Source organism: Yoonia litorea, assembly GCF_900114675.1.
GTDB lineage: Bacteria > Pseudomonadota > Alphaproteobacteria > Rhodobacterales > Rhodobacteraceae > Yoonia > Yoonia litorea.
Window position 1 is genome coordinate 895,830 of record NZ_FOZM01000001.1, and the last position, 15,934, is coordinate 911,763.

General features: G+C 57.0%; 18 protein-coding genes and 1 tRNA gene. 12 read left to right on the plus strand and 7 right to left on the minus strand.

Going from position 1 to position 15,934, the window contains the following annotated elements:
* Positions 1 to 20 precede the first annotated feature (20 nt).
* On the minus strand, positions 21 to 359 hold the full coding sequence (locus tag BM316_RS04710) for a P-II family nitrogen regulator (RefSeq protein WP_090204591.1): 339 nt from the start codon (positions 357 to 359) through the stop codon (positions 21 to 23).
* A gap of 173 nt (positions 360 to 532) precedes the next feature.
* Here BM316_RS04710 and BM316_RS04715 point away from each other — a divergent pair, with 173 nt between their 5' ends.
* The 4 genes from BM316_RS04715 to BM316_RS04730 all read left to right on the plus strand — a co-directional run bounded on the left by BM316_RS04715 (position 533) and on the right by BM316_RS04730 (position 4,270).
* On the plus strand, positions 533 to 2,095 hold the full coding sequence (locus tag BM316_RS04715) for an NAD(P)H-hydrate dehydratase (RefSeq protein WP_090207554.1): 1,563 nt from the start codon (positions 533 to 535) through the stop codon (positions 2,093 to 2,095).
* Between the two features lie 88 nt (positions 2,096 to 2,183).
* Positions 2,184 to 2,268: transfer RNA gene (locus tag BM316_RS04720), tRNA-Leu, on the plus strand.
* A 22-nt stretch (positions 2,269 to 2,290) separates the two neighbouring features.
* Complete coding sequence (gene tig / locus BM316_RS04725; protein ID WP_090204594.1) at positions 2,291 to 3,622, plus strand: trigger factor; 1,332 nt, start codon at positions 2,291 to 2,293, stop codon at positions 3,620 to 3,622.
* A 168-nt stretch (positions 3,623 to 3,790) separates the two neighbouring features.
* Positions 3,791 to 4,270 (plus strand): hypothetical protein, encoded by a 480-nt coding sequence (locus tag BM316_RS04730; protein ID WP_165606539.1) that lies wholly within the window; start codon positions 3,791 to 3,793, stop codon positions 4,268 to 4,270.
* A 177-nt stretch (positions 4,271 to 4,447) separates the two neighbouring features.
* Here the strand turns inward: BM316_RS04730 and BM316_RS04735 are convergent, their stop codons facing one another.
* From BM316_RS04735 to rpsF, 4 genes are all read right to left on the minus strand, one after another.
* Positions 4,448 to 5,026 (minus strand): hypothetical protein, encoded by a 579-nt coding sequence (locus BM316_RS04735; RefSeq protein WP_090204597.1) that lies wholly within the window; start codon positions 5,024 to 5,026, stop codon positions 4,448 to 4,450.
* A gap of 122 nt (positions 5,027 to 5,148) precedes the next feature.
* Complete coding sequence (gene rplI / locus BM316_RS04740) at positions 5,149 to 5,778, minus strand: 50S ribosomal protein L9 (RefSeq protein ID WP_090204600.1); 630 nt, start codon at positions 5,776 to 5,778, stop codon at positions 5,149 to 5,151.
* 12 nt (positions 5,779 to 5,790) lie between these two features.
* The gene (rpsR, locus tag BM316_RS04745) at positions 5,791 to 6,018 is read right to left on the minus strand and encodes a 30S ribosomal protein S18 (protein ID WP_090204603.1); all 228 of its coding nucleotides are present in this window, start codon (positions 6,016 to 6,018) and stop codon (positions 5,791 to 5,793) included.
* A gap of 27 nt (positions 6,019 to 6,045) precedes the next feature.
* Positions 6,046 to 6,399 (minus strand): 30S ribosomal protein S6, encoded by a 354-nt coding sequence (rpsF, locus tag BM316_RS04750; RefSeq protein WP_090204606.1) that lies wholly within the window; start codon positions 6,397 to 6,399, stop codon positions 6,046 to 6,048.
* Positions 6,400 to 6,659: 260 nt separating this feature from the next.
* Here rpsF and BM316_RS04755 point away from each other — a divergent pair, with 260 nt between their 5' ends.
* From BM316_RS04755 to BM316_RS04765, 3 genes are all read left to right on the plus strand, one after another.
* On the plus strand, positions 6,660 to 7,289 hold the full coding sequence (locus BM316_RS04755; RefSeq protein ID WP_131802540.1) for a hypothetical protein: 630 nt from the start codon (positions 6,660 to 6,662) through the stop codon (positions 7,287 to 7,289).
* A gap of 237 nt (positions 7,290 to 7,526) precedes the next feature.
* Positions 7,527 to 8,171 (plus strand): hypothetical protein, encoded by a 645-nt coding sequence (locus BM316_RS04760; protein ID WP_131802541.1) that lies wholly within the window; start codon positions 7,527 to 7,529, stop codon positions 8,169 to 8,171.
* A gap of 64 nt (positions 8,172 to 8,235) precedes the next feature.
* On the plus strand, positions 8,236 to 8,814 hold the full coding sequence (locus tag BM316_RS04765; RefSeq protein ID WP_090204613.1) for a YceI family protein: 579 nt from the start codon (positions 8,236 to 8,238) through the stop codon (positions 8,812 to 8,814).
* 77 nt (positions 8,815 to 8,891) lie between these two features.
* On the opposite strand, the gene BM316_RS04770 is transcribed toward BM316_RS04765, so the two are convergent.
* Positions 8,892 to 10,064, minus strand: coding sequence for a cytochrome b/b6 domain-containing protein (locus BM316_RS04770; protein ID WP_090204616.1), 1,173 nt, complete (start codon positions 10,062 to 10,064; stop codon positions 8,892 to 8,894).
* Positions 10,065 to 10,243: 179 nt separating this feature from the next.
* Between BM316_RS04770 and fabD the strand changes: the two genes are divergently transcribed.
* The 3 genes from fabD to BM316_RS04785 all read left to right on the plus strand — a co-directional run bounded on the left by fabD (position 10,244) and on the right by BM316_RS04785 (position 12,345).
* Positions 10,244 to 11,179 carry an ACP S-malonyltransferase gene (gene fabD / locus BM316_RS04775; RefSeq protein WP_090204619.1) on the plus strand — a complete coding sequence of 312 codons (936 nt, stop codon included), beginning with the start codon at positions 10,244 to 10,246 and terminating at the stop codon, positions 11,177 to 11,179.
* Between the two features lie 18 nt (positions 11,180 to 11,197).
* Positions 11,198 to 11,935, plus strand: a complete 738-nt coding sequence (gene fabG, locus BM316_RS04780) for a 3-oxoacyl-[acyl-carrier-protein] reductase (RefSeq protein WP_090204621.1) — start codon at positions 11,198 to 11,200, stop codon at positions 11,933 to 11,935.
* A 176-nt stretch (positions 11,936 to 12,111) separates the two neighbouring features.
* Entirely contained in the window at positions 12,112 to 12,345 is a 234-nt protein-coding gene (locus BM316_RS04785; protein ID WP_090204624.1) for an acyl carrier protein, read from the plus strand.
* 38 nt (positions 12,346 to 12,383) lie between these two features.
* On the opposite strand, the gene BM316_RS04790 is transcribed toward BM316_RS04785, so the two are convergent.
* Entirely contained in the window at positions 12,384 to 13,334 is a 951-nt protein-coding gene (locus tag BM316_RS04790; RefSeq protein ID WP_090204626.1) for a PilZ domain-containing protein, read from the minus strand.
* A gap of 130 nt (positions 13,335 to 13,464) precedes the next feature.
* Between BM316_RS04790 and fabF the strand changes: the two genes are divergently transcribed.
* Both fabF and mltG read left to right on the plus strand, forming a co-directional pair.
* Entirely contained in the window at positions 13,465 to 14,724 is a 1,260-nt protein-coding gene (fabF, locus tag BM316_RS04795) for a beta-ketoacyl-ACP synthase II (protein WP_090204629.1), read from the plus strand.
* A complete protein-coding gene (gene mltG / locus BM316_RS04800; protein WP_090204632.1) occupies positions 14,724 to 15,881 on the plus strand; it encodes an endolytic transglycosylase MltG in 1,158 nt (385 codons plus the stop codon). Before fabF ends, mltG begins: the two co-directional genes overlap by 1 nt.
* Positions 15,882 to 15,934: the final 53 nt, after the last annotated feature.

Here is a 15,934-nt window from a genome sequence, read left to right on the forward strand (position 1 = left end):
AGGATGTTGGTTGAATTTGTTTAGAGTGCGTCGTCGCCGGCTTCGCCGGTCCGGATACGGATGGCCTGTTCGATTGACGACACAAAGATCTTGCCGTCACCAATCTTGTCAGTCTTTGCCGCGCCGATGATGGCTTCAATGGCGCTGTCCACCTGATCATCTGCAAGAACGACCTCGATCTTCACCTTCGGCAGGAAGTCGACGACGTATTCAGCGCCGCGATAAAGTTCGGTGTGGCCCTTCTGGCGCCCAAAACCTTTGACCTCCACCACAGAGAGGCCCTGAACGCCAACCTCTTGCAGTGCCTCTTTGACTTCATCAAGTTTGAACGGCTTGATGATCGCTTCGATTTTCTTCATCGGCCCGCGACTCCCTTTCCCTATTCGAGGTAGGTCAGATCATTTCTCTTGCGAAGGAACAATTCGTGGCGGATTTTCAGCATGGAGGGTCAGATGGAAACGAAGGGTGTTGCCTAATTTTTGTGCAATCTGCCCGCTGATAGTGCGGTTTGGAAAGTGGAGTTGCTGAAAAGATGACTGAATTGCTGACGTCTGCCCAAATGCGCGCCATTGAAGCCGATGCAATCGCCACAGGTCATGTCAGTGGTTTGGAAATGATGGAAGCCGCAGGAAGTGGTGTTGTCGCGGCCATTTTGGCGTGGCGCGATGGCCGAGACGGTCCGCTGTCGCTTCATGGCAAGCTGCCTCGGTTTTTCGGGCAAACTGTGGAAACGGGTGCATCGGCGGTCGTGCTTTGCGGCCCTGGCAATAACGGCGGCGACGGCTTTGTGATCGGCAGACTGTTGCACCGCGCGGGCTGGGCAGTTGAGGTGTTCTTGCTTGGCGATCCTGAGGCCCTGCGGGGCGATGCCCGCACCAATTATGAGCACTGGCTGGAAATTGGTGACGTCAGACCACTTTCGGACTGCACATCAGACCGCTGGATTAAGCAGACTTTGGTCGTTGATGCGCTTTTCGGCACCGGCCTGACCCGTCATCTGCCAGACGTGGTCGAAAACGTCCTTATGGCCACGGCCAACTGTCCGCGCGTGGCCGTGGATGTTCCAAGCGGTCTCTGCGCTGACCGTGGTGTGGTGTTGAGCGAAAGAAGTCTGCCAGCGGCCCATCTGACAGTCACCTTCCACCGCCCGAAGTTGGGGCATCTTCTTGCCGATGGGCCGACCCAATGCGGCGCCTTGGCGGTGGCCGACATTGGCCTTGCCGCGCGAGGCATTGCGCCGTTCAAGCATGATCAGGTGGTCAGCGAAGCTGTGCCATCTGACCTGCGAAAGCAACAAGGTCACAAGTATAGTCACGGCCATGCCCTGGTCTTGTCTGGTGGCGTCGGACGCGGGGGTGCTGCGAGGCTGGCCGCAAGGGCGGCCTTGCGGGTCGGGGCAGGGGCCGTCACGATCGGATGTCCGCCAGCCGCCATGATCGAGAATGCGGCACAACTAAATGCCATCATGCTGCAGGCTGTGGGCGATGTCGGCGCTCTGGATGCGATCCTTGACGATAGTCGGATCAATGCACTTTGTGTGGGTCCCGGTTTTGGATTGTCAGAAGATCGCGCTGACAAGCTGCACGCTTTGCTGAAAAGCGGACGTGCAGCAGTCATCGACGCGGACGCTCTGACACTGCTTTCCAAGGATGCCGATTTACGCGGGGCACTGCATGGCAAATGTGTCCTGACGCCACATGCAGGGGAATTTGCGCGGCTCTTTCCCGATTTGGCCGATGCAATGGACAGCACACCGGACCGAAACAAAACGGAAATCGTGCGTATGGCGGCGGCGGATGTGGGGTGCGTTGTCGTGTTCAAAGGCGCAGATACAGTCATCGCTGACCCAACTGGCACGTGCTGTGTCAACGCATCAGCCTATCATCGGGCAGCGCCCTGGTTGGCGACTGCCGGTTCCGGCGATGTGCTGGCGGGGTTGATCGCAGGGTTGATGGCCCGCGGCGTGACCCCATGGGACGCCGCGCAAACCGGCGCATGGCTGCACACCGAATCCGCAGTTTCATTCGGTCCCGGCCTCATTGCCGAGGACCTGCCAGAAGAACTGCCGAACGTCCTGCAAAACATCGCTTCTTGACGCGATTTTCCTCTCGCATCCCGCTTTGACCTTTGCTAGACACCGCGCAACTCTGGGGCAGGCCCAAAAACCTGCCCCTTTTGATCATGCGGGTGTGGCGAAATTGGTAGACGCACCAGATTTAGGTTCTGGCGCCGCAAGGCGTGGGGGTTCAAGTCCCTCCACCCGCACCATAGTTGAAAAGAAGGACAGCACATGCAGGTCACCGAGACCCTGAACGAAGGCCTCAAGCGCGAATACGCGATCACAGTGACGGCCGCCGAACTGGATGCAAAGGTTGAGGAAAAGCTGAAAGAAGCGCAGCCCACAATCGAAATGAAGGGTTTCCGCAAGGGCAAAGTGCCAATGGCACTGCTCCGCAAGCAGTTTGGCCAGCGTCTGCTTGGTGAATCGATGCAGGAAGCCATCGACGGCGCGCTGACTTCACACCTTGAGGAAACCGGTGATCGGCCTGCGGCACAGCCACAGATGAAGATGACCAACGAGGACTGGAAAGAAGGCGACGACGTCAACGTCGAGGTCTCTTACGAGAAGCTGCCAGAGATCGAGGAAGTCGATTTCTCCAAGATCAAGCTTGAGCGCATGGTCGTGAAGGCCGACGACGAGGCTGTCAAGGAAGCGCTCGACAATCTGGCTGAAAGCCCACAGGCGGTCACTTACGAACCAAAGAAAACCCAAGCCAAAGATGGCGATCAGGTCGTGATGGATTTCGTCGGCAAGATCGACGGCGAAGCCTTTGAAGGCGGATCGGCCGAGGATTACCCGCTGGTGCTGGGGTCCAACTCTTTCATCCCCGGTTTCGAAGACGGTCTGCTGAAGGTCAAAGCCGGTCAGGAAAAAGACGTCGAGGTCACTTTCCCTGAGGATTATCAGGCGGAGAACCTCGCCGGAAAAACAGCTGTCTTTACCTGCACCATCAAAGAAGTGAAGGGTCCGAAGAAGCCAAAGATCGACGACGAGCTGGCGACGAAGTTCGGTGCCGAAGACCTTGATGCGCTGAAGGCACAAATCACAGATCGTCTTGAGGCAGAATACACCGGCGCATCGCGTGCCGTTGCCAAGCGTGCCCTGTTGGATGCGCTGGACAAGAAGGTGAAGTTCGATCTGCCTCAGTCGCTTGTCGACGCCGAGGCCGGTCAGATCGCCCACCAACTGTGGCATGAGGAAAACCCTGATGTGCAGGGCCACGATCACGAAAAGATCGAGCCAACCAAAGAGCACATCAAGCTGGCCGAGCGTCGTGTGAAGCTGGGTCTGCTGTTGGCAGACATCGGCCAGAAGGCCGACGTAAAAGTCACCGATCAGGAAATGACGCAAGCCATCATGAATCAGGCGCGTCAGTATCCGGGTCAGGAACGCCAGTTCTTTGAATTCGTGCAGCAGAACGCACAGTTCCGTCAGCAGCTTCAAGCGCCACTTTTCGAAGATAAGGTTGTCGATCACATCTTCGAGCAAGCCTCTGTGAAGGAAAAAGAGGTCAGCAAGGACGATCTGCAAAAGGCCGTTGAGAAACTCGAAGAAGAATAAGACGACCTCGGTCTACGAAATGAGAATTGAAAAAGGCGCCCTTTGCGGCGCCTTTTTTGCTGCTGGCGCGCGGGTTGCGCCGAAATCACCGCGAATTCGTCACAGTTTGCCCATCCTGTTTTTGGGATTGCCTGCTAAGCTTCCGACACGACAGTGAAGGAAAACGATATGTTCAAATCCATTTTGGTCGCGATCGCGGCTTTATTCGCAATGACCACTGCGGCGGTTGCCTGCCCTGATTTCAACCTTTCGCCGCAAGCGGCCTATCAGGCAAGTGGTCAGCAGCTTTATCAAAAGCGCGGGTTCGATGTCGTTGCCGGTGGCAACCATTACATCTGGGATTGCCCCAGCATCCGCCCCGGCACTGACACGGGGGCAGGGTATTTTCCTGCGGCACCTGATTTTTCGTTCCAGCTCTCTGGCATGTCACGCTACCAACTCGTCTTGAGCGTGGTCAGCGAATGTGACGCTGCGCTTTTGATCAATACAGCTTCCGCCAACTGGTATTATGACGATGATGACAACGGCAATCTTGACCCGCGGATCGTGCTGACGCGGCCGATTGACGGGCGCATTGATATCTGGATTGGCACATATGATCGCGACTTCTGCAATGCGCAGCTACAGTTGGAAACTTTCGACCGCTGACGCATTTGGCACACGCCTTCGAGGCTAATGACAAGCTCTGATGACCCGCCGGCGGATGTTTGGCGGGTCATTCATTTGGTGCCACATCACGCAAAACCAACGTGGATTATTCAGCCACTTCACTGGTGTCAGGTATCAGTGTGCCTGTGTCGAGAAAGCTCTGCCCTTGGCGTGCAATTAGCCTGCGGCCATCGTCAGTTCCGTCAGGCTGACGCCTACTGTCAGGGCACCAACAGCCTGTCCTGTCGTGGGATCAGTGATGGTGACCGAAATCTGGCCCTGCACCTCTTGCGTGGATGCGTCCAATTCTACATCGCCCAGGTGGGTTGCATCAGGGCCGATAGGATAAGTTTGGGTGAATTTCGCCTCATCCCCTTGCCAGTAGTCCGACGTTGGTTCGGAGGCGGCAACGTTCAGCCCCTTGGCATCCATCACGAAGGCTTCGGTCATGACGCCGCCCGAGGCGGAAACCCGTTCGCGTAGAAATGCAGCAGCAGGATTGTCGATGACAGCCGTGATAATCGGGGCGTCATCCATGCCTGCATAGGCGCGCCACGTTTCGTCAAGCGTATCGATTTCAGCCTGATCATATCCGGCTGTGACCGCGTTCTGATCCTTTATGGCTGAAACAAGCACCGGATCGTTCATCCAGGCCCGCATCTCGGTTTCCAGGTAGTCCTGCATTGCTGCGTTGAAATCATCTGCATGGGCTGTCCCTGCAAAGAAAGCCAACGCAGCAGCCATAATATGTTTCATCGTCACCTCCGTTCATTGTGAGGAGACGTTTGAATGAGTATTCCTAAGAATTATTGAAGCAACAAAGAAAAAAGGCCGCCAGAAACGGCGGCCTTTTCGGAATTTGTGAGGTGACGCGACGCTTAGTTGTCGTCGCTTTTGTCCTCTTCCTCTGTTTCGACGCCGGCAGTTTCAGCCAACTCTTCGTCATCGGATGCAGCGGCACCGATGTCATCGAAGAGTTCCTGAATTTCAAATTCAGCAGCGGCTTCTTCTTCGGCGGCCAGTTCAGCGATGGACTTGCCTGCTTCCTGCAGCTCGGCCTCTTCAGCGGAACGGGCAACGTTCAGCGTGATTGTGGCTTCGACTTCGGGGTGCAGGATGACATCGACTTCATGCAGACCGAGTTCTTTGATGGCGCCCTTCAGCACCACCTGCTTTTTGTCGACCGAGAAACCGGCTTCGGTAGCAGCATCGGCTGCGTCACGTGTTGTGACGGACCCGTAAAGCGCACCACCGTCGGAGGCGGAACGGATCACGATGAACTTCTGACCGTCCAGCTTTTCGGCCAGTGCCTGTGCTTCTTTCTTGGTTTCGAGGTTGCGCGCTTCCATCTGGGCTTTTTCAGCCTCAAAGCGAGCGAGGTTGGCTTCGTTGGCGCGCAGTGCCTTGCCTTGTGGCAGCAGGTAGTTGCGTGCATAGCCTTCCTTTACGGAGACGACTTCACCCATCTGGCCCAGCTTTGCGACGCGCTCAAGGAGAATGATATCCATGGGATGTTATCCTTATTTTACGGCGTAAGGCAGCAGTGCCAGGAAACGCGCGCGCTTGATCGCACGGGCGAGGGCACGCTGGTTCTTTGCGCCAACAGCGGTGATACGGGCAGGCACGATCTTGCCACGCTCTGAGATGTAGCGCTGCAGTGTGCGGGTGTCTTTGTAGTCGATCTTAGGGGCGTTTTCGCCTTCAAACGGATCGGACTTACGACGGCGGAAAAATGGTTTGGTTGCCATGATGTCTATTCCTTATCTGATCAACAATTAGCGGCGCTCGCGGCGGTCGCCACGTTCTTCGCGCTTTTGCATCTGCACCGATGGGCCTTCTTCGTGCTCGTCGACCTTGATGGTCAGAACACGCATGACGTCGTCATGCAGGCGCATCAGACGTTCCATTTCCTGCACAGCAGGGGCAGGGGCGTCGGTGCGCAGCAGGGCGTAGTGGCCCTTGCGGTTCTTGTTGATCTTGTAGGCCATTGTCTTCACGCCCCAATACTCGTTCGAGACGAGCTTGCCGCCGTTGTCGGCGAGGACGGTTCCGAAATGTTCGATAAGGCCTTCAGCTTGCGTGTTGGACAGATCCTGACGCGCAATCATGACATGCTCATAAAGCGGCATGCTAACTCCAGTTCTATATCGGCGCATTTCAAAGGAGGGGCGGTTAACTTGCTGCGGCCCATCCACGAGAGTCTGCGCAGTTCATAACGTCTTGCAGCAAGGATGCGGCCTTATACAGAGTGCTGCTTAAGGTGCAAGACCTGTCAGTTCGGAAACAGTTTTTTTCGCGTTTGGGAAACGGTTCCGCAACCCTGCCCAGACCACGCCTCTTTCTCGCCCTCATTGGCTTTCAATCATGAGGTGAGAAACGGGAGAATATGATGTCCGATATCGATACCTTGGCCCTGTCCACCTACCGCCAAAACCTGCGCGGCACCAAATTGTCGGTGGATGCCAAAGACTGGGGCTATGTGATCCGTGCCGGACATACCGCGCCAATGGATGTTCTGATCGGGCAGATCCTCGCGTTTTTCTTTGGCGTCTGCTTTGTGACTGCTGGTCTTGGCCTTTTGCTGTTGCCGGGTCTTTTCGTTGCTGATGAGGCGGGGCCGATGCGTCTTGGTGCTGCTGGGCTCTTTGGTGCTGGGGCGGCTTACCTTTTGTGGTTTGCCAGCCGTGGTAGCCAAACGGAGGTCCACATCAATCTTGAAAGCCGTGAAATGACTGAAGTGATCGGCAACAGAGTTGGCAAACCGACACTTCTGGACCGTTTCGCCTTTGACGACATCGGTGGCGTCTTTGTCGAGGCCAGCGCCGGACGATCGCCTGCCCAGCTTGTGGTCGGTTATCGCGGCAGCATGGTGCTGGTCGCTGAAGGCACTGTCGAAGAACTCACGCCGCTTCGCGCGCAGCTTGCACGCGACTTGATGGGCCCTGTCGATATGACAAGACCGGTCGCAAGAATTGCCAAAAAATCGCGCCGGCCCAGTGCTGATAGCGCAGCCGCGTAGCGAAACCCGAATCTCGCAGCCGCTCAGTGCCCAGTTTTTTGGCCTGTTGCGGCTGATTGTACGCTCCACCTCAACAAACACGTGACAGCATGATCACTGGTTCCGGCCCCGCATCGTTTTCGGGGCCGTTCACCTTGCGTTGCAGATCACGTCCTATTGTCAGCTTCATTGACGAGTGACCCGCCTTTTTTTCGGGTGATGTGTGTGAGTGTTTTTGTGATTGTGACGAGTGATTTTATGAAGAAAAAGATCGGTCCCGCCACGTTTGGCGATGCCCAATTGAGCCGACCACCTCTGACTTTGGATGAACAAGAGTCGGGGTATATCCTGAATTCTCCTGGATTGTCGCGCGGGCGTTTCACAGCCACGCAAAGAGTGTGGGTGTTCGTGGCGGGGCTTCTTCTCGCTTCTGTATTTGTTGGTATGATGCCGGCGTTCACCGGTCGGACACCGGTGGTGAATGCGTTGCACCTTGGCTTTATCGTTGCAGTTTTTGCGACGGCTCTGCTGCTTCTTTGGTATGCCACCCGCGGGAGGCGCGCCTACATTTACGTCGATCTTGATGATGATGAGATGCGTGAGGTCGTACCCAATATTGTTGGCGCGCCGACGGTCCTGAAGCGGATGCCATTCGCTGAAATTGATGGTGTGCGGCTTGATCACGGGGCCGAGGCAGACCTGGCGGCCCTGTATCTGCGACAGCAAGATGGTGAGTGGGAAGCCTTGGCGCAGTTTGAAGGAAGCCGACACCAACTATCGTTCCTGCGCGAACGGCTGGCGTGCGACGTGTTCCGCCCGCAGACACCAAGCGCAAGCCGTCCGGCCGCGAATGACAGATTGCAATCTATCGGAAATCGAACAGACTCTGTTCATCCGTGCTGAATTGCGCGCGCTCTACAGGGGCTATCTAACAGAGACGCACATGTTACTCTGATGGAGACCCCCAATGAAGAACCTTATTGCAACGACGGCGATTGCCGCAGCCACCTTTGCCGCACCTGCTTTCGCAACATCGCAAAGCTACGTGCTGGATTCCAGCCACAGCCAGATCGTCTTTTCATACGACCACCTCGGCTACTCGACCACCTACGGTATGTTCTCCGGTTTCGAAGGCACGATCGACTTCAACCAGGAAGACCCTGCAGCCTCCAGCGTGTCTGTTTCTTTCCCGGTCCGCTCTATGCTGACAGGCTGGGAAGCCCGCTTTGAGCATTTCATGTCCGGCGATTTCTTTGACGCCGCTGACGACGAGATGGTGACATTCACTTCAACCGCAATCGAAGTCACCGGTGAAGACACAGCCCTGATCACCGGCGATCTGACACTGAACGGCATCACCCAACCGGTCACTCTCGACGCCAAACTGAACCAGGTTGGTGATCATCCGATGGAAGGTAAGCCTTGGGCAGGTTTTGATGCGACAACATCGATTCTGCGTTCAGACTTTGAAGTTGGCGCATTTGCACCATTTGTCAGCGACGAAGTCGATATCGTGATCTCGATCGAAGCAATGCAGGCTGGCTAAGCCGCAATAAAACCAAAAAACCAAAAAAGGCCGCATCATCTGATGCGGCCTTTTTCGTTTGGGTGAACGGGGCGCGGTTACTCGGCCCGGCTTGCCGTCAACGTAATTGCGACGTCGACACCGAAGGCGAGGTTCGTTTCGTCATTCATGCTGTTGCCGATCTGGAAGTCACGCCGGTCAAGGCTGACAGCCCCCTGCATCGTCGCGATATCGCCGTTGATTGTCAGATCGAATGGCAGCACCACAGGGACAGAGGCTTCTTTGATTGTCAGTGTCCCGTCGGCCACATAGCCTGTTTCGCCTCTGACAATCTCGGCTGTAAACGTCGCCGTTGGAAAGCGTGCCGCATCGAAGAAATCCGTCTCAAGCGCCTGGTTGGTGACCGAGCCAAGGGTCAGTGAGCCGATGGCGATTGTCGTCGTAACCTCACCGATGTCGTCCGTCGCGGTTTCATCAAACCGAATCGCAGCGGTCCAATCCTCGAAGCGTCCTGTCACTGGGGCGTTGAATTGCGTGATCGTCAGCGCGATCTCACCATCCTGCACGGCCCAGTCTGACGAGACTGCGGCCAGTGCGACGCGCTCGACGGTCGGCTTCGCCGTGTAGAGACCTGCCGCCGCCCCGGCGACTGTCACAACCAGATAGATACCGATAGCTGCTAGAGGCGCCGTCAAGGAACTGCGGTGGACCGCCGTTTCTCCGGTTTTTGCGCCGAACCACATCCGCTTGAGTGTCGCGTCTTTGTCGACAAGGTGATGTTTGAGAGCACCGGCAAGATGCAGCAAGATCGCGCCGACCATGATCTTGCTCCATGCCCAGTGCAGCCCGGCAAAGAGTTTAGCGACGCCCTCATCTTTTGGCACAAGCGGGAGGTCCTGACTGATTGGCAACCAGATCGGCGCAAAGCCCGTGGTCGCTGCGTGATGGATCCACCCCGTCAGTGGCACCGCGACCAGCGAGATATAGAGCGTCCAATGCATCAGATCGGCAAGGAAGGTTTCCAGCTTGCGTTCAGGATGCAGCCCGCTGGGCTTTTTCTGTGTCAGCGCCCAGAGGATCCGCGCCAGCGCGACCACAAAGACGATAACGCCCAGCGTTTTGTGGAGCGAGAACATCTGCGCTTTGAAAGCCAATTCAGCGTTGGTTTCATAGGGCAGGCGGTTTGCAATCGCGCCAAGAGGGATCACGGTCAGGATCAATAAGGCGGTCAGCCAGTGAAAGACCTTGGTTACGGTGCCGTAGGTGGTCATGGGGTTCTCCGATCTGTCTATCTCCTGATGTAGCGCGCACAGAAACGCCTTCACAGAGGAAGAATTGTGCATCTGCGCTTTGATACTGTGCGCCAGAGGGCGGTGATGGGATTGCTTGTGTCGTCAGGCGCAGCAAGGTAAGCCTTTGGGAAAAATCGGGAACAAGAGAGGGGCTGCACATGCGTGCGTTTGTTTTTCCGGGGCAGGGTGCCCAGACCATCGGCATGGGCAAGGCGCTGGCCGATGCATATCCGGCTGCAAAGGAAGTCTTCGACGAAGTTGATGAAGCCCTTGGCGAACCTCTGTCAAAACTGATCTGGGAAGGCGAGATCGAAGAATTGACGCTGACGGCCAACGCGCAACCGGCGCTCATGGCGACTTCGATGGCGGCGATGCGCGCCTTGGAAGCAGAAGGCGTCAGCATTGATGCCGCGTCATACGTGGCGGGCCATTCACTGGGCGAGTATTCGGCGCTTGCGGCGTCAGGTGCCCTGACGGTGACAGATACCGCGCGCCTGCTGCGGACACGCGGTCGCGCGATGCAAGACGCCGTGCCCGTCGGCGAAGGCGCGATGGCCGCCATCCTTGGGCTGGACTTCGCCACAGTTCAGGATGTCGCCGCAGAGGCGGCCTCTGAAGGGATCTGTCAGGCTGCGAATGACAACGATCCCGCACAGGTTGTAGTCTCTGGCAGTCGCGTAGCAGTCGAAAGGGCCGTTGATATCGCCAAGGAAAAGGGCGCAAAGCGCGCTTTGTTGCTGCCGGTTTCGGCACCGTTCCATTGCGCGCTGATGGCGCCTGCCGCCGCAGTCATGGCCGAAGCGTTGTCTGAAGTGACAATCAACGCACCTGCGGTGCCTGTGGTGGCCAACGTTGTGGCGGAAGCTGTGACCGAGCCTGCGCAAATCCGTGCGCTTCTGGTCGATCAGGTCACAGGGTCAGTGCGCTGGCGCGAAAGCGTGATGTGGATGGCAGCACAGGGCGTGACAGAGGTTTACGAAATCGGTGCCGGTAAGGCGCTGTCGGGAATGATCAAGCGGATTGATCGTGGCATCGCGACACAAGCTGTCGGGTCGCCTGACGATGTTGCGGCGGCTGTCGCGGCGTTGAAATAAATAAAGAAGGGTTTTGAAATGTTTGATCTGAATGGAAAAAATGCCTTGATCACTGGTGCCTCTGGCGGGATCGGCGGCGCAATCGCGAAAGCCCTCTACGATGCTGGCGCAACAGTCGCTTTGTCCGGCACGCGGGTGGCACCACTTGAGGAGCTTGCGGCAAACCTTGGCGAGCGGGCCCATGTGCTGCCTTGCAACCTTTCAGACGCTGATGCTGTCAATGCGCTGCCAAAGCAGGCTGCGGAGGCGATGGGCTCTGTGGACATTCTGGTCAACAATGCCGGCATCACCCGCGACAACATCTTCATGCGGATGTCCGATGAAGAATGGGCCAGCGTTCTGGAGGTCAACCTGACCTCAACAATGCGGCTGTGCAAAGGTGTGATCCGCGGCATGATGAAGTCACGCTGGGGCCGCATCGTGAATATCTCTTCGGTCGTGGGGGCGACAGGCAATCCCGGACAGGCGAATTATGCGGCCTCGAAAGCGGGAATGGTCGGCATGTCCAAATCCATCGCCTACGAAGTGGCAAGCCGTGGCATCACCGTCAATTGCGTGGCGCCGGGTTTCATCACAACGGCCATGACCGACAAGCTGACCGACGATCAGAAAGCCGGAATTCTGGGACAGGTGCCTGCGGGCCGGATGGGTGACGCAGAAGAGATTGCGGCGGCAGTTCTGTATCTCGCAAGCCCCGAAGCGGGCTACACCACTGGCACGACCTTGCACGTCAACGGCGGTATGGCCATGTTGTGACGCATCTGAACTGGGATGGCTGAAAGCGTTTGCCTATGAAAGAATCTCTGCTATAGGCCTCGCAGATTTGCAAATAGCGCTTCGTGACCTTACGTCACTTCGCAGTTTGTGAAGAAACGTTGGGCGCAAGCCCAGGGAACAACGGGCGTCAGCCCAGAAAGATATGAGGATTTGATATGAGCGACGTAGCAGACCGCGTACGCAAGATCGTTGTAGAGCATCTTGGTGTTGAAGAAGACAAAGTGACGGAATCTGCGTCCTTTATTGACGATCTGGGCGCAGACAGCCTCGACACCGTTGAGCTGGTCATGGCTTTTGAAGAAGAATTCGGCATCGAAATTCCTGACGATGCAGCAGAGACAATCCAGACTTTCGGCGATGCCGTAAAGTTTATCGAGGGCGCGAAGTAAGCGACCCGCGACCGGTTTCAAAACGGCGTCCTGATCCTTCAGGGCGCCGTTTTTCTTTTGCGGCTTGTGACACTTGCAGCAATGATGGCGGACACCTCAACCAGTCCGATCGCGCGACTGAATTGCAGACCGCTGTAGTGTTGATTGCTCCAGACAACCTGTGATGCGGTCCACTGGTCATCTATCGTGATCTCGATGCTGTCGCCGACGTTCAGCATGTGGTCCTTTGCCCGTTCAAGCTTTGCCCCGAAGCAATTGATGTCGAGAATGCGCCCCTCAAAGGTGCTCTTCTCATCGCGGTAGGTGGTCCCGTAATAGGTGTTGTGGCGTTTGGCCCGCCTGCGCCTGAGCACAAGCCAGCGTCTGACCAGGGGGGTGCCCAAGGCGACTGCGGCGATAACGGCGATAAGGATCAGGATATTGCGGGGCGCGATCACCTCTGCGCCGATGTTGCGCAGGTTCTCGGCCACTTCTGCCATGTCCTCTTCGTCCGTGTTGGTGGTGTGCTGTGATGTGGACCTTGCGGCGGTGCGTGCGGCGCTATCAATGCTGATTTGCGCGTCAGTGCAGCGCAAGTCCCGCAGATGTGTTTCCATCTTGCCAAGGGTGCGCCGTGCCGCACTGTCGAAGTAGCGCCTGACGCTGTTGGGATCATCAAGGCTGACGCCTGTCAGCATCGTGCGTGTTTGCGCCAGAAAGCGCCTGACATCCGCGCCGCGCCCGGCAAGCGTTGATCCGCCGACTGCTGTCTGAACCTCGCTGGGGGTCAAACGGTGCGTCATCGCGCGCAACTGCCGGATGTCGGTCGCAAAGAGGCCTGTGTCAGGGTTTGCAGCAAGCCTTGTCTGGATTGTGTGCAGCTTGTCGAGCTGGTCGATGATCGCACAATCTGCCACTGCCTTGGGGGCGGCCCAAACAAGGCTGAGGCCAAAGAGACCGATCAAGAATTTTTGCCACATCAGAACGTTGCCTTGCATGTCGGCTGACATTTAGGCCCACGCGCTTAACGCGAGGTGAAAACTCTTGCCGAGTTGCGGGGACAATGGTTGGCCGCTCTTGCCCCTTGTGGTCTGGCTGGGCTATCAGTGCGTCAAATTTGCCAAGAGGTGAGGGCTGGATATGCGGCGTGTGGTTGTAACGGGATTGGGGCTGGTCACGCCTCTTGCTGACGGTGTTGAGGAAAGCTGGTCGCGGATACTGGACGGCCAGTCCGGGGCTGGTCCGATCGCCGGCTTCGATGCCAGCAAACTGACCACACAATATGCCTGCGAAGTGCCTTTGGGAGATGGCACTGACGGCACATTCAACGCCGACAAATATATGGACGCCAAGGAGCGGCGCAAAGTCGATACATTCATCCTTTTTGGTATGGCCGCAGCACAGCAGGCGATCGAGGATGCAGGCTGGCAGCCCGAGGAAACCGAAGCGCTTGAGCGCACCGGCGTCCTGATCGGGTCCGGCATCGGCGGTCTGAACTCGATTTCCAATACAGCCGTGATGATGGCCGAGAAGGGCCCGCGCCGCGTGTCGCCGTTCTTTGTTCCGGGGGCGTTGATCAACCTGATTTCGGGTCAGGTGTCGATCAGATACGGGTTTAAAGGGCCGAACCACTCGGTCGTTACAGCCTGTTCCACCGGCGCGCATGCAATCGGCGATGCGTCGCGTCTGATCCAGTATGGTGATGCGGATGTGATGATCGCAGGCGGAGCAGAAGCCGCGATCTGCGAGCTTGGCATTGCGGGCTTTAACGCATGCAAGGCGCTCAGCACACAACACAACGACAATCCCTCAATTGCCAGCCGTCCATGGGACGAAGACCGCGATGGTTTCGTTATGGGTGAGGGTGCTGGCATTGTCGTTCTTGAGGAATACGAGCACGCCAAGGCGCGTGGTGCGAAGATTTATGCCGAAGTGTTGGGCTATGGGTTGAGTGGCGATGCACACCACATCACTGCGCCGCCGCCAGACCATGAAGGCGCAGAGCGCGCGATGCGGAACGCTTGCCGGAACGCAAAGATTACGCCGGATCAGATCAATTACGTGAACGCCCATGGCACATCGACCATGGCTGACACCATCGAACTGGGTGCGGTCGAGCGTCTGGTTGGGGATGCGGCCTCAAAGTTGAAGATGTCTTCGACCAAATCGGCAACAGGGCATCTTCTGGGGGCCGCTGGTGCGATTGAGGCGATCTTCTCGATCCTTGCGATCCGCGATCAGGTCGCGCCACCGACGATCAACCTTGATAAGCCAGCCGTTGAGACTGCGGTTGATCTTTGCGCCAATGAAAAGCGTCCTGCCGAGATCAATATCGCACTTTCCAACTCCTTCGGCTTTGGCGGGACGAACGCCAGTGTGATCTTCGGGAAAGTCACCTGATGTGGCGGCATATCGCGGCGAATGCACTGACATTACTGACGCTTGGCCTTTTCCTTCTGGGTGGGCTGATTGCGTGGGGCTCGCGTGAGTATCGCGCGCCGGGACCTTTGGCGGAGGCGATCTGCCTTGAGGTTCCGATGGGTGGCAGCATGTCCGGTGTGGCCAATGATCTGATGGATCAGGGGGCGATCGGGTCGACCTTTATCTTTGAAGTCGGCGCAGATTACGAAGAAAAATCCTCAGAGCTGAAATTCGGCCGTTACCGCGTGCCGGAAGCGGCATCGATGCAGGAGATCGTCGATATCGTGACCCGCGGTGGTCGCAGCACCTGCGGGGCAGAAGTGATTTACCGCGTCGGTATCAATCGCACGATTGTCGATGTGCGTGAACTGGATCCGGCGACCAACCGCTTTGAGGAAATTGCATCGTTCATCATCAATGAGGAAGACGCGCCGTCAGAATATGTTGCCTTGAAAGAGGAGGGCACGGCGTCGTTCCGTCTGGTGATTGCCGAAGGTGCTACAAGTTGGCAAATCGCCAATGCCTTGGGTCAGCTTGATATTCTGCAGGCTGACGTGCGTGATGCGCCGCCAGAAGGGTCGTTGGCCCCGCGCGATTATGACGTTGAGGTCGGGGACACAGTGTCATCCGTGCTGAGACGGATGGCCGAGGTGCAGGAAGAGATCCTTGATGCCGCCTGGCAGAACCGGGCCGATGATCTGCCGATTGAGACACCAGAAGAAGCGCTGATTCTGGCATCCATCATTGAAAAGGAAACCAGCGTTCCGGAAGAGCGCCGTCAGGTCGCCAGTGTCTTTGTGAACCGTTTGAACCGCGGCATGCGCCTGCAAACCGACCCCACGGTGATCTATGGCATCACCGAAGGTGAGGGCGTTCTGGGGCGCGGCTTACGGCAAAGTGAGCTTCGCGCTGCAACCCCTTGGAATACATATGTGATCGAGGGTTTGCCACCGACACCAATTGCGAACCCGGGACAGGCGGCCATTGAGGCTGCGGTTAATCCTGACACCACGGACTACATCTTCTTTGTGGCTGATGGCACAGGTGGCCATGCGTTTGCGACCAATCTTGAAGATCACAACCGCAACGTGGCGCGCTGGCGCGAGATTGAGGCCCAGCAAAACGACGACGGCTGAGACGAAAACGTAAACAGTCTGTGAAAGGCCCGCACGGTGAGAACCGGCGGGCC

What these genes read in the sequence shown, in the direction of transcription:
- tig (WP_090204594.1), top strand. Translation starts at nt 2,291, where the DNA reads ATGCAGGTCACCGAGACCCTGAACGAAGGCCTCAAGCGCGAATACGCG.
- fabG (WP_090204621.1), top strand. Translation starts at nt 11,198, where the DNA reads ATGTTTGATCTGAATGGAAAAAATGCCTTGATCACTGGTGCCTCTGGC.
- mltG (WP_090204632.1), top strand. Translation starts at nt 14,724, where the DNA reads ATGTGGCGGCATATCGCGGCGAATGCACTGACATTACTGACGCTTGGC.
- BM316_RS04770 (WP_090204616.1), bottom strand. Translation starts at nt 10,064, where the DNA reads ATGACCACCTACGGCACCGTAACCAAGGTCTTTCACTGGCTGACCGCC.
- fabF (WP_090204629.1), top strand. Translation starts at nt 13,465, where the DNA reads ATGCGGCGTGTGGTTGTAACGGGATTGGGGCTGGTCACGCCTCTTGCT.
- BM316_RS04735 (WP_090204597.1), bottom strand. Translation starts at nt 5,026, where the DNA reads ATGAAACATATTATGGCTGCTGCGTTGGCTTTCTTTGCAGGGACAGCC.
- BM316_RS04715 (WP_090207554.1), top strand. Translation starts at nt 533, where the DNA reads ATGACTGAATTGCTGACGTCTGCCCAAATGCGCGCCATTGAAGCCGAT.
- BM316_RS04710 (WP_090204591.1), bottom strand. Translation starts at nt 359, where the DNA reads ATGAAGAAAATCGAAGCGATCATCAAGCCGTTCAAACTTGATGAAGTC.
- rpsR (WP_090204603.1), bottom strand. Translation starts at nt 6,018, where the DNA reads ATGGCAACCAAACCATTTTTCCGCCGTCGTAAGTCCGATCCGTTTGAA.
- BM316_RS04765 (WP_090204613.1), top strand. Translation starts at nt 8,236, where the DNA reads ATGAAGAACCTTATTGCAACGACGGCGATTGCCGCAGCCACCTTTGCC.
- BM316_RS04785 (WP_090204624.1), top strand. Translation starts at nt 12,112, where the DNA reads ATGAGCGACGTAGCAGACCGCGTACGCAAGATCGTTGTAGAGCATCTT.
- fabD (WP_090204619.1), top strand. Translation starts at nt 10,244, where the DNA reads ATGCGTGCGTTTGTTTTTCCGGGGCAGGGTGCCCAGACCATCGGCATG.
- BM316_RS04755 (WP_131802540.1), top strand. Translation starts at nt 6,660, where the DNA reads ATGTCCGATATCGATACCTTGGCCCTGTCCACCTACCGCCAAAACCTG.
- rplI (WP_090204600.1), bottom strand. Translation starts at nt 5,778, where the DNA reads ATGGATATCATTCTCCTTGAGCGCGTCGCAAAGCTGGGCCAGATGGGT.
- BM316_RS04760 (WP_131802541.1), top strand. Translation starts at nt 7,527, where the DNA reads ATGAAGAAAAAGATCGGTCCCGCCACGTTTGGCGATGCCCAATTGAGC.
- BM316_RS04790 (WP_090204626.1), bottom strand. Translation starts at nt 13,334, where the DNA reads ATGTCAGCCGACATGCAAGGCAACGTTCTGATGTGGCAAAAATTCTTG.
- rpsF (WP_090204606.1), bottom strand. Translation starts at nt 6,399, where the DNA reads ATGCCGCTTTATGAGCATGTCATGATTGCGCGTCAGGATCTGTCCAAC.
- BM316_RS04730 (WP_165606539.1), top strand. Translation starts at nt 3,791, where the DNA reads ATGTTCAAATCCATTTTGGTCGCGATCGCGGCTTTATTCGCAATGACC.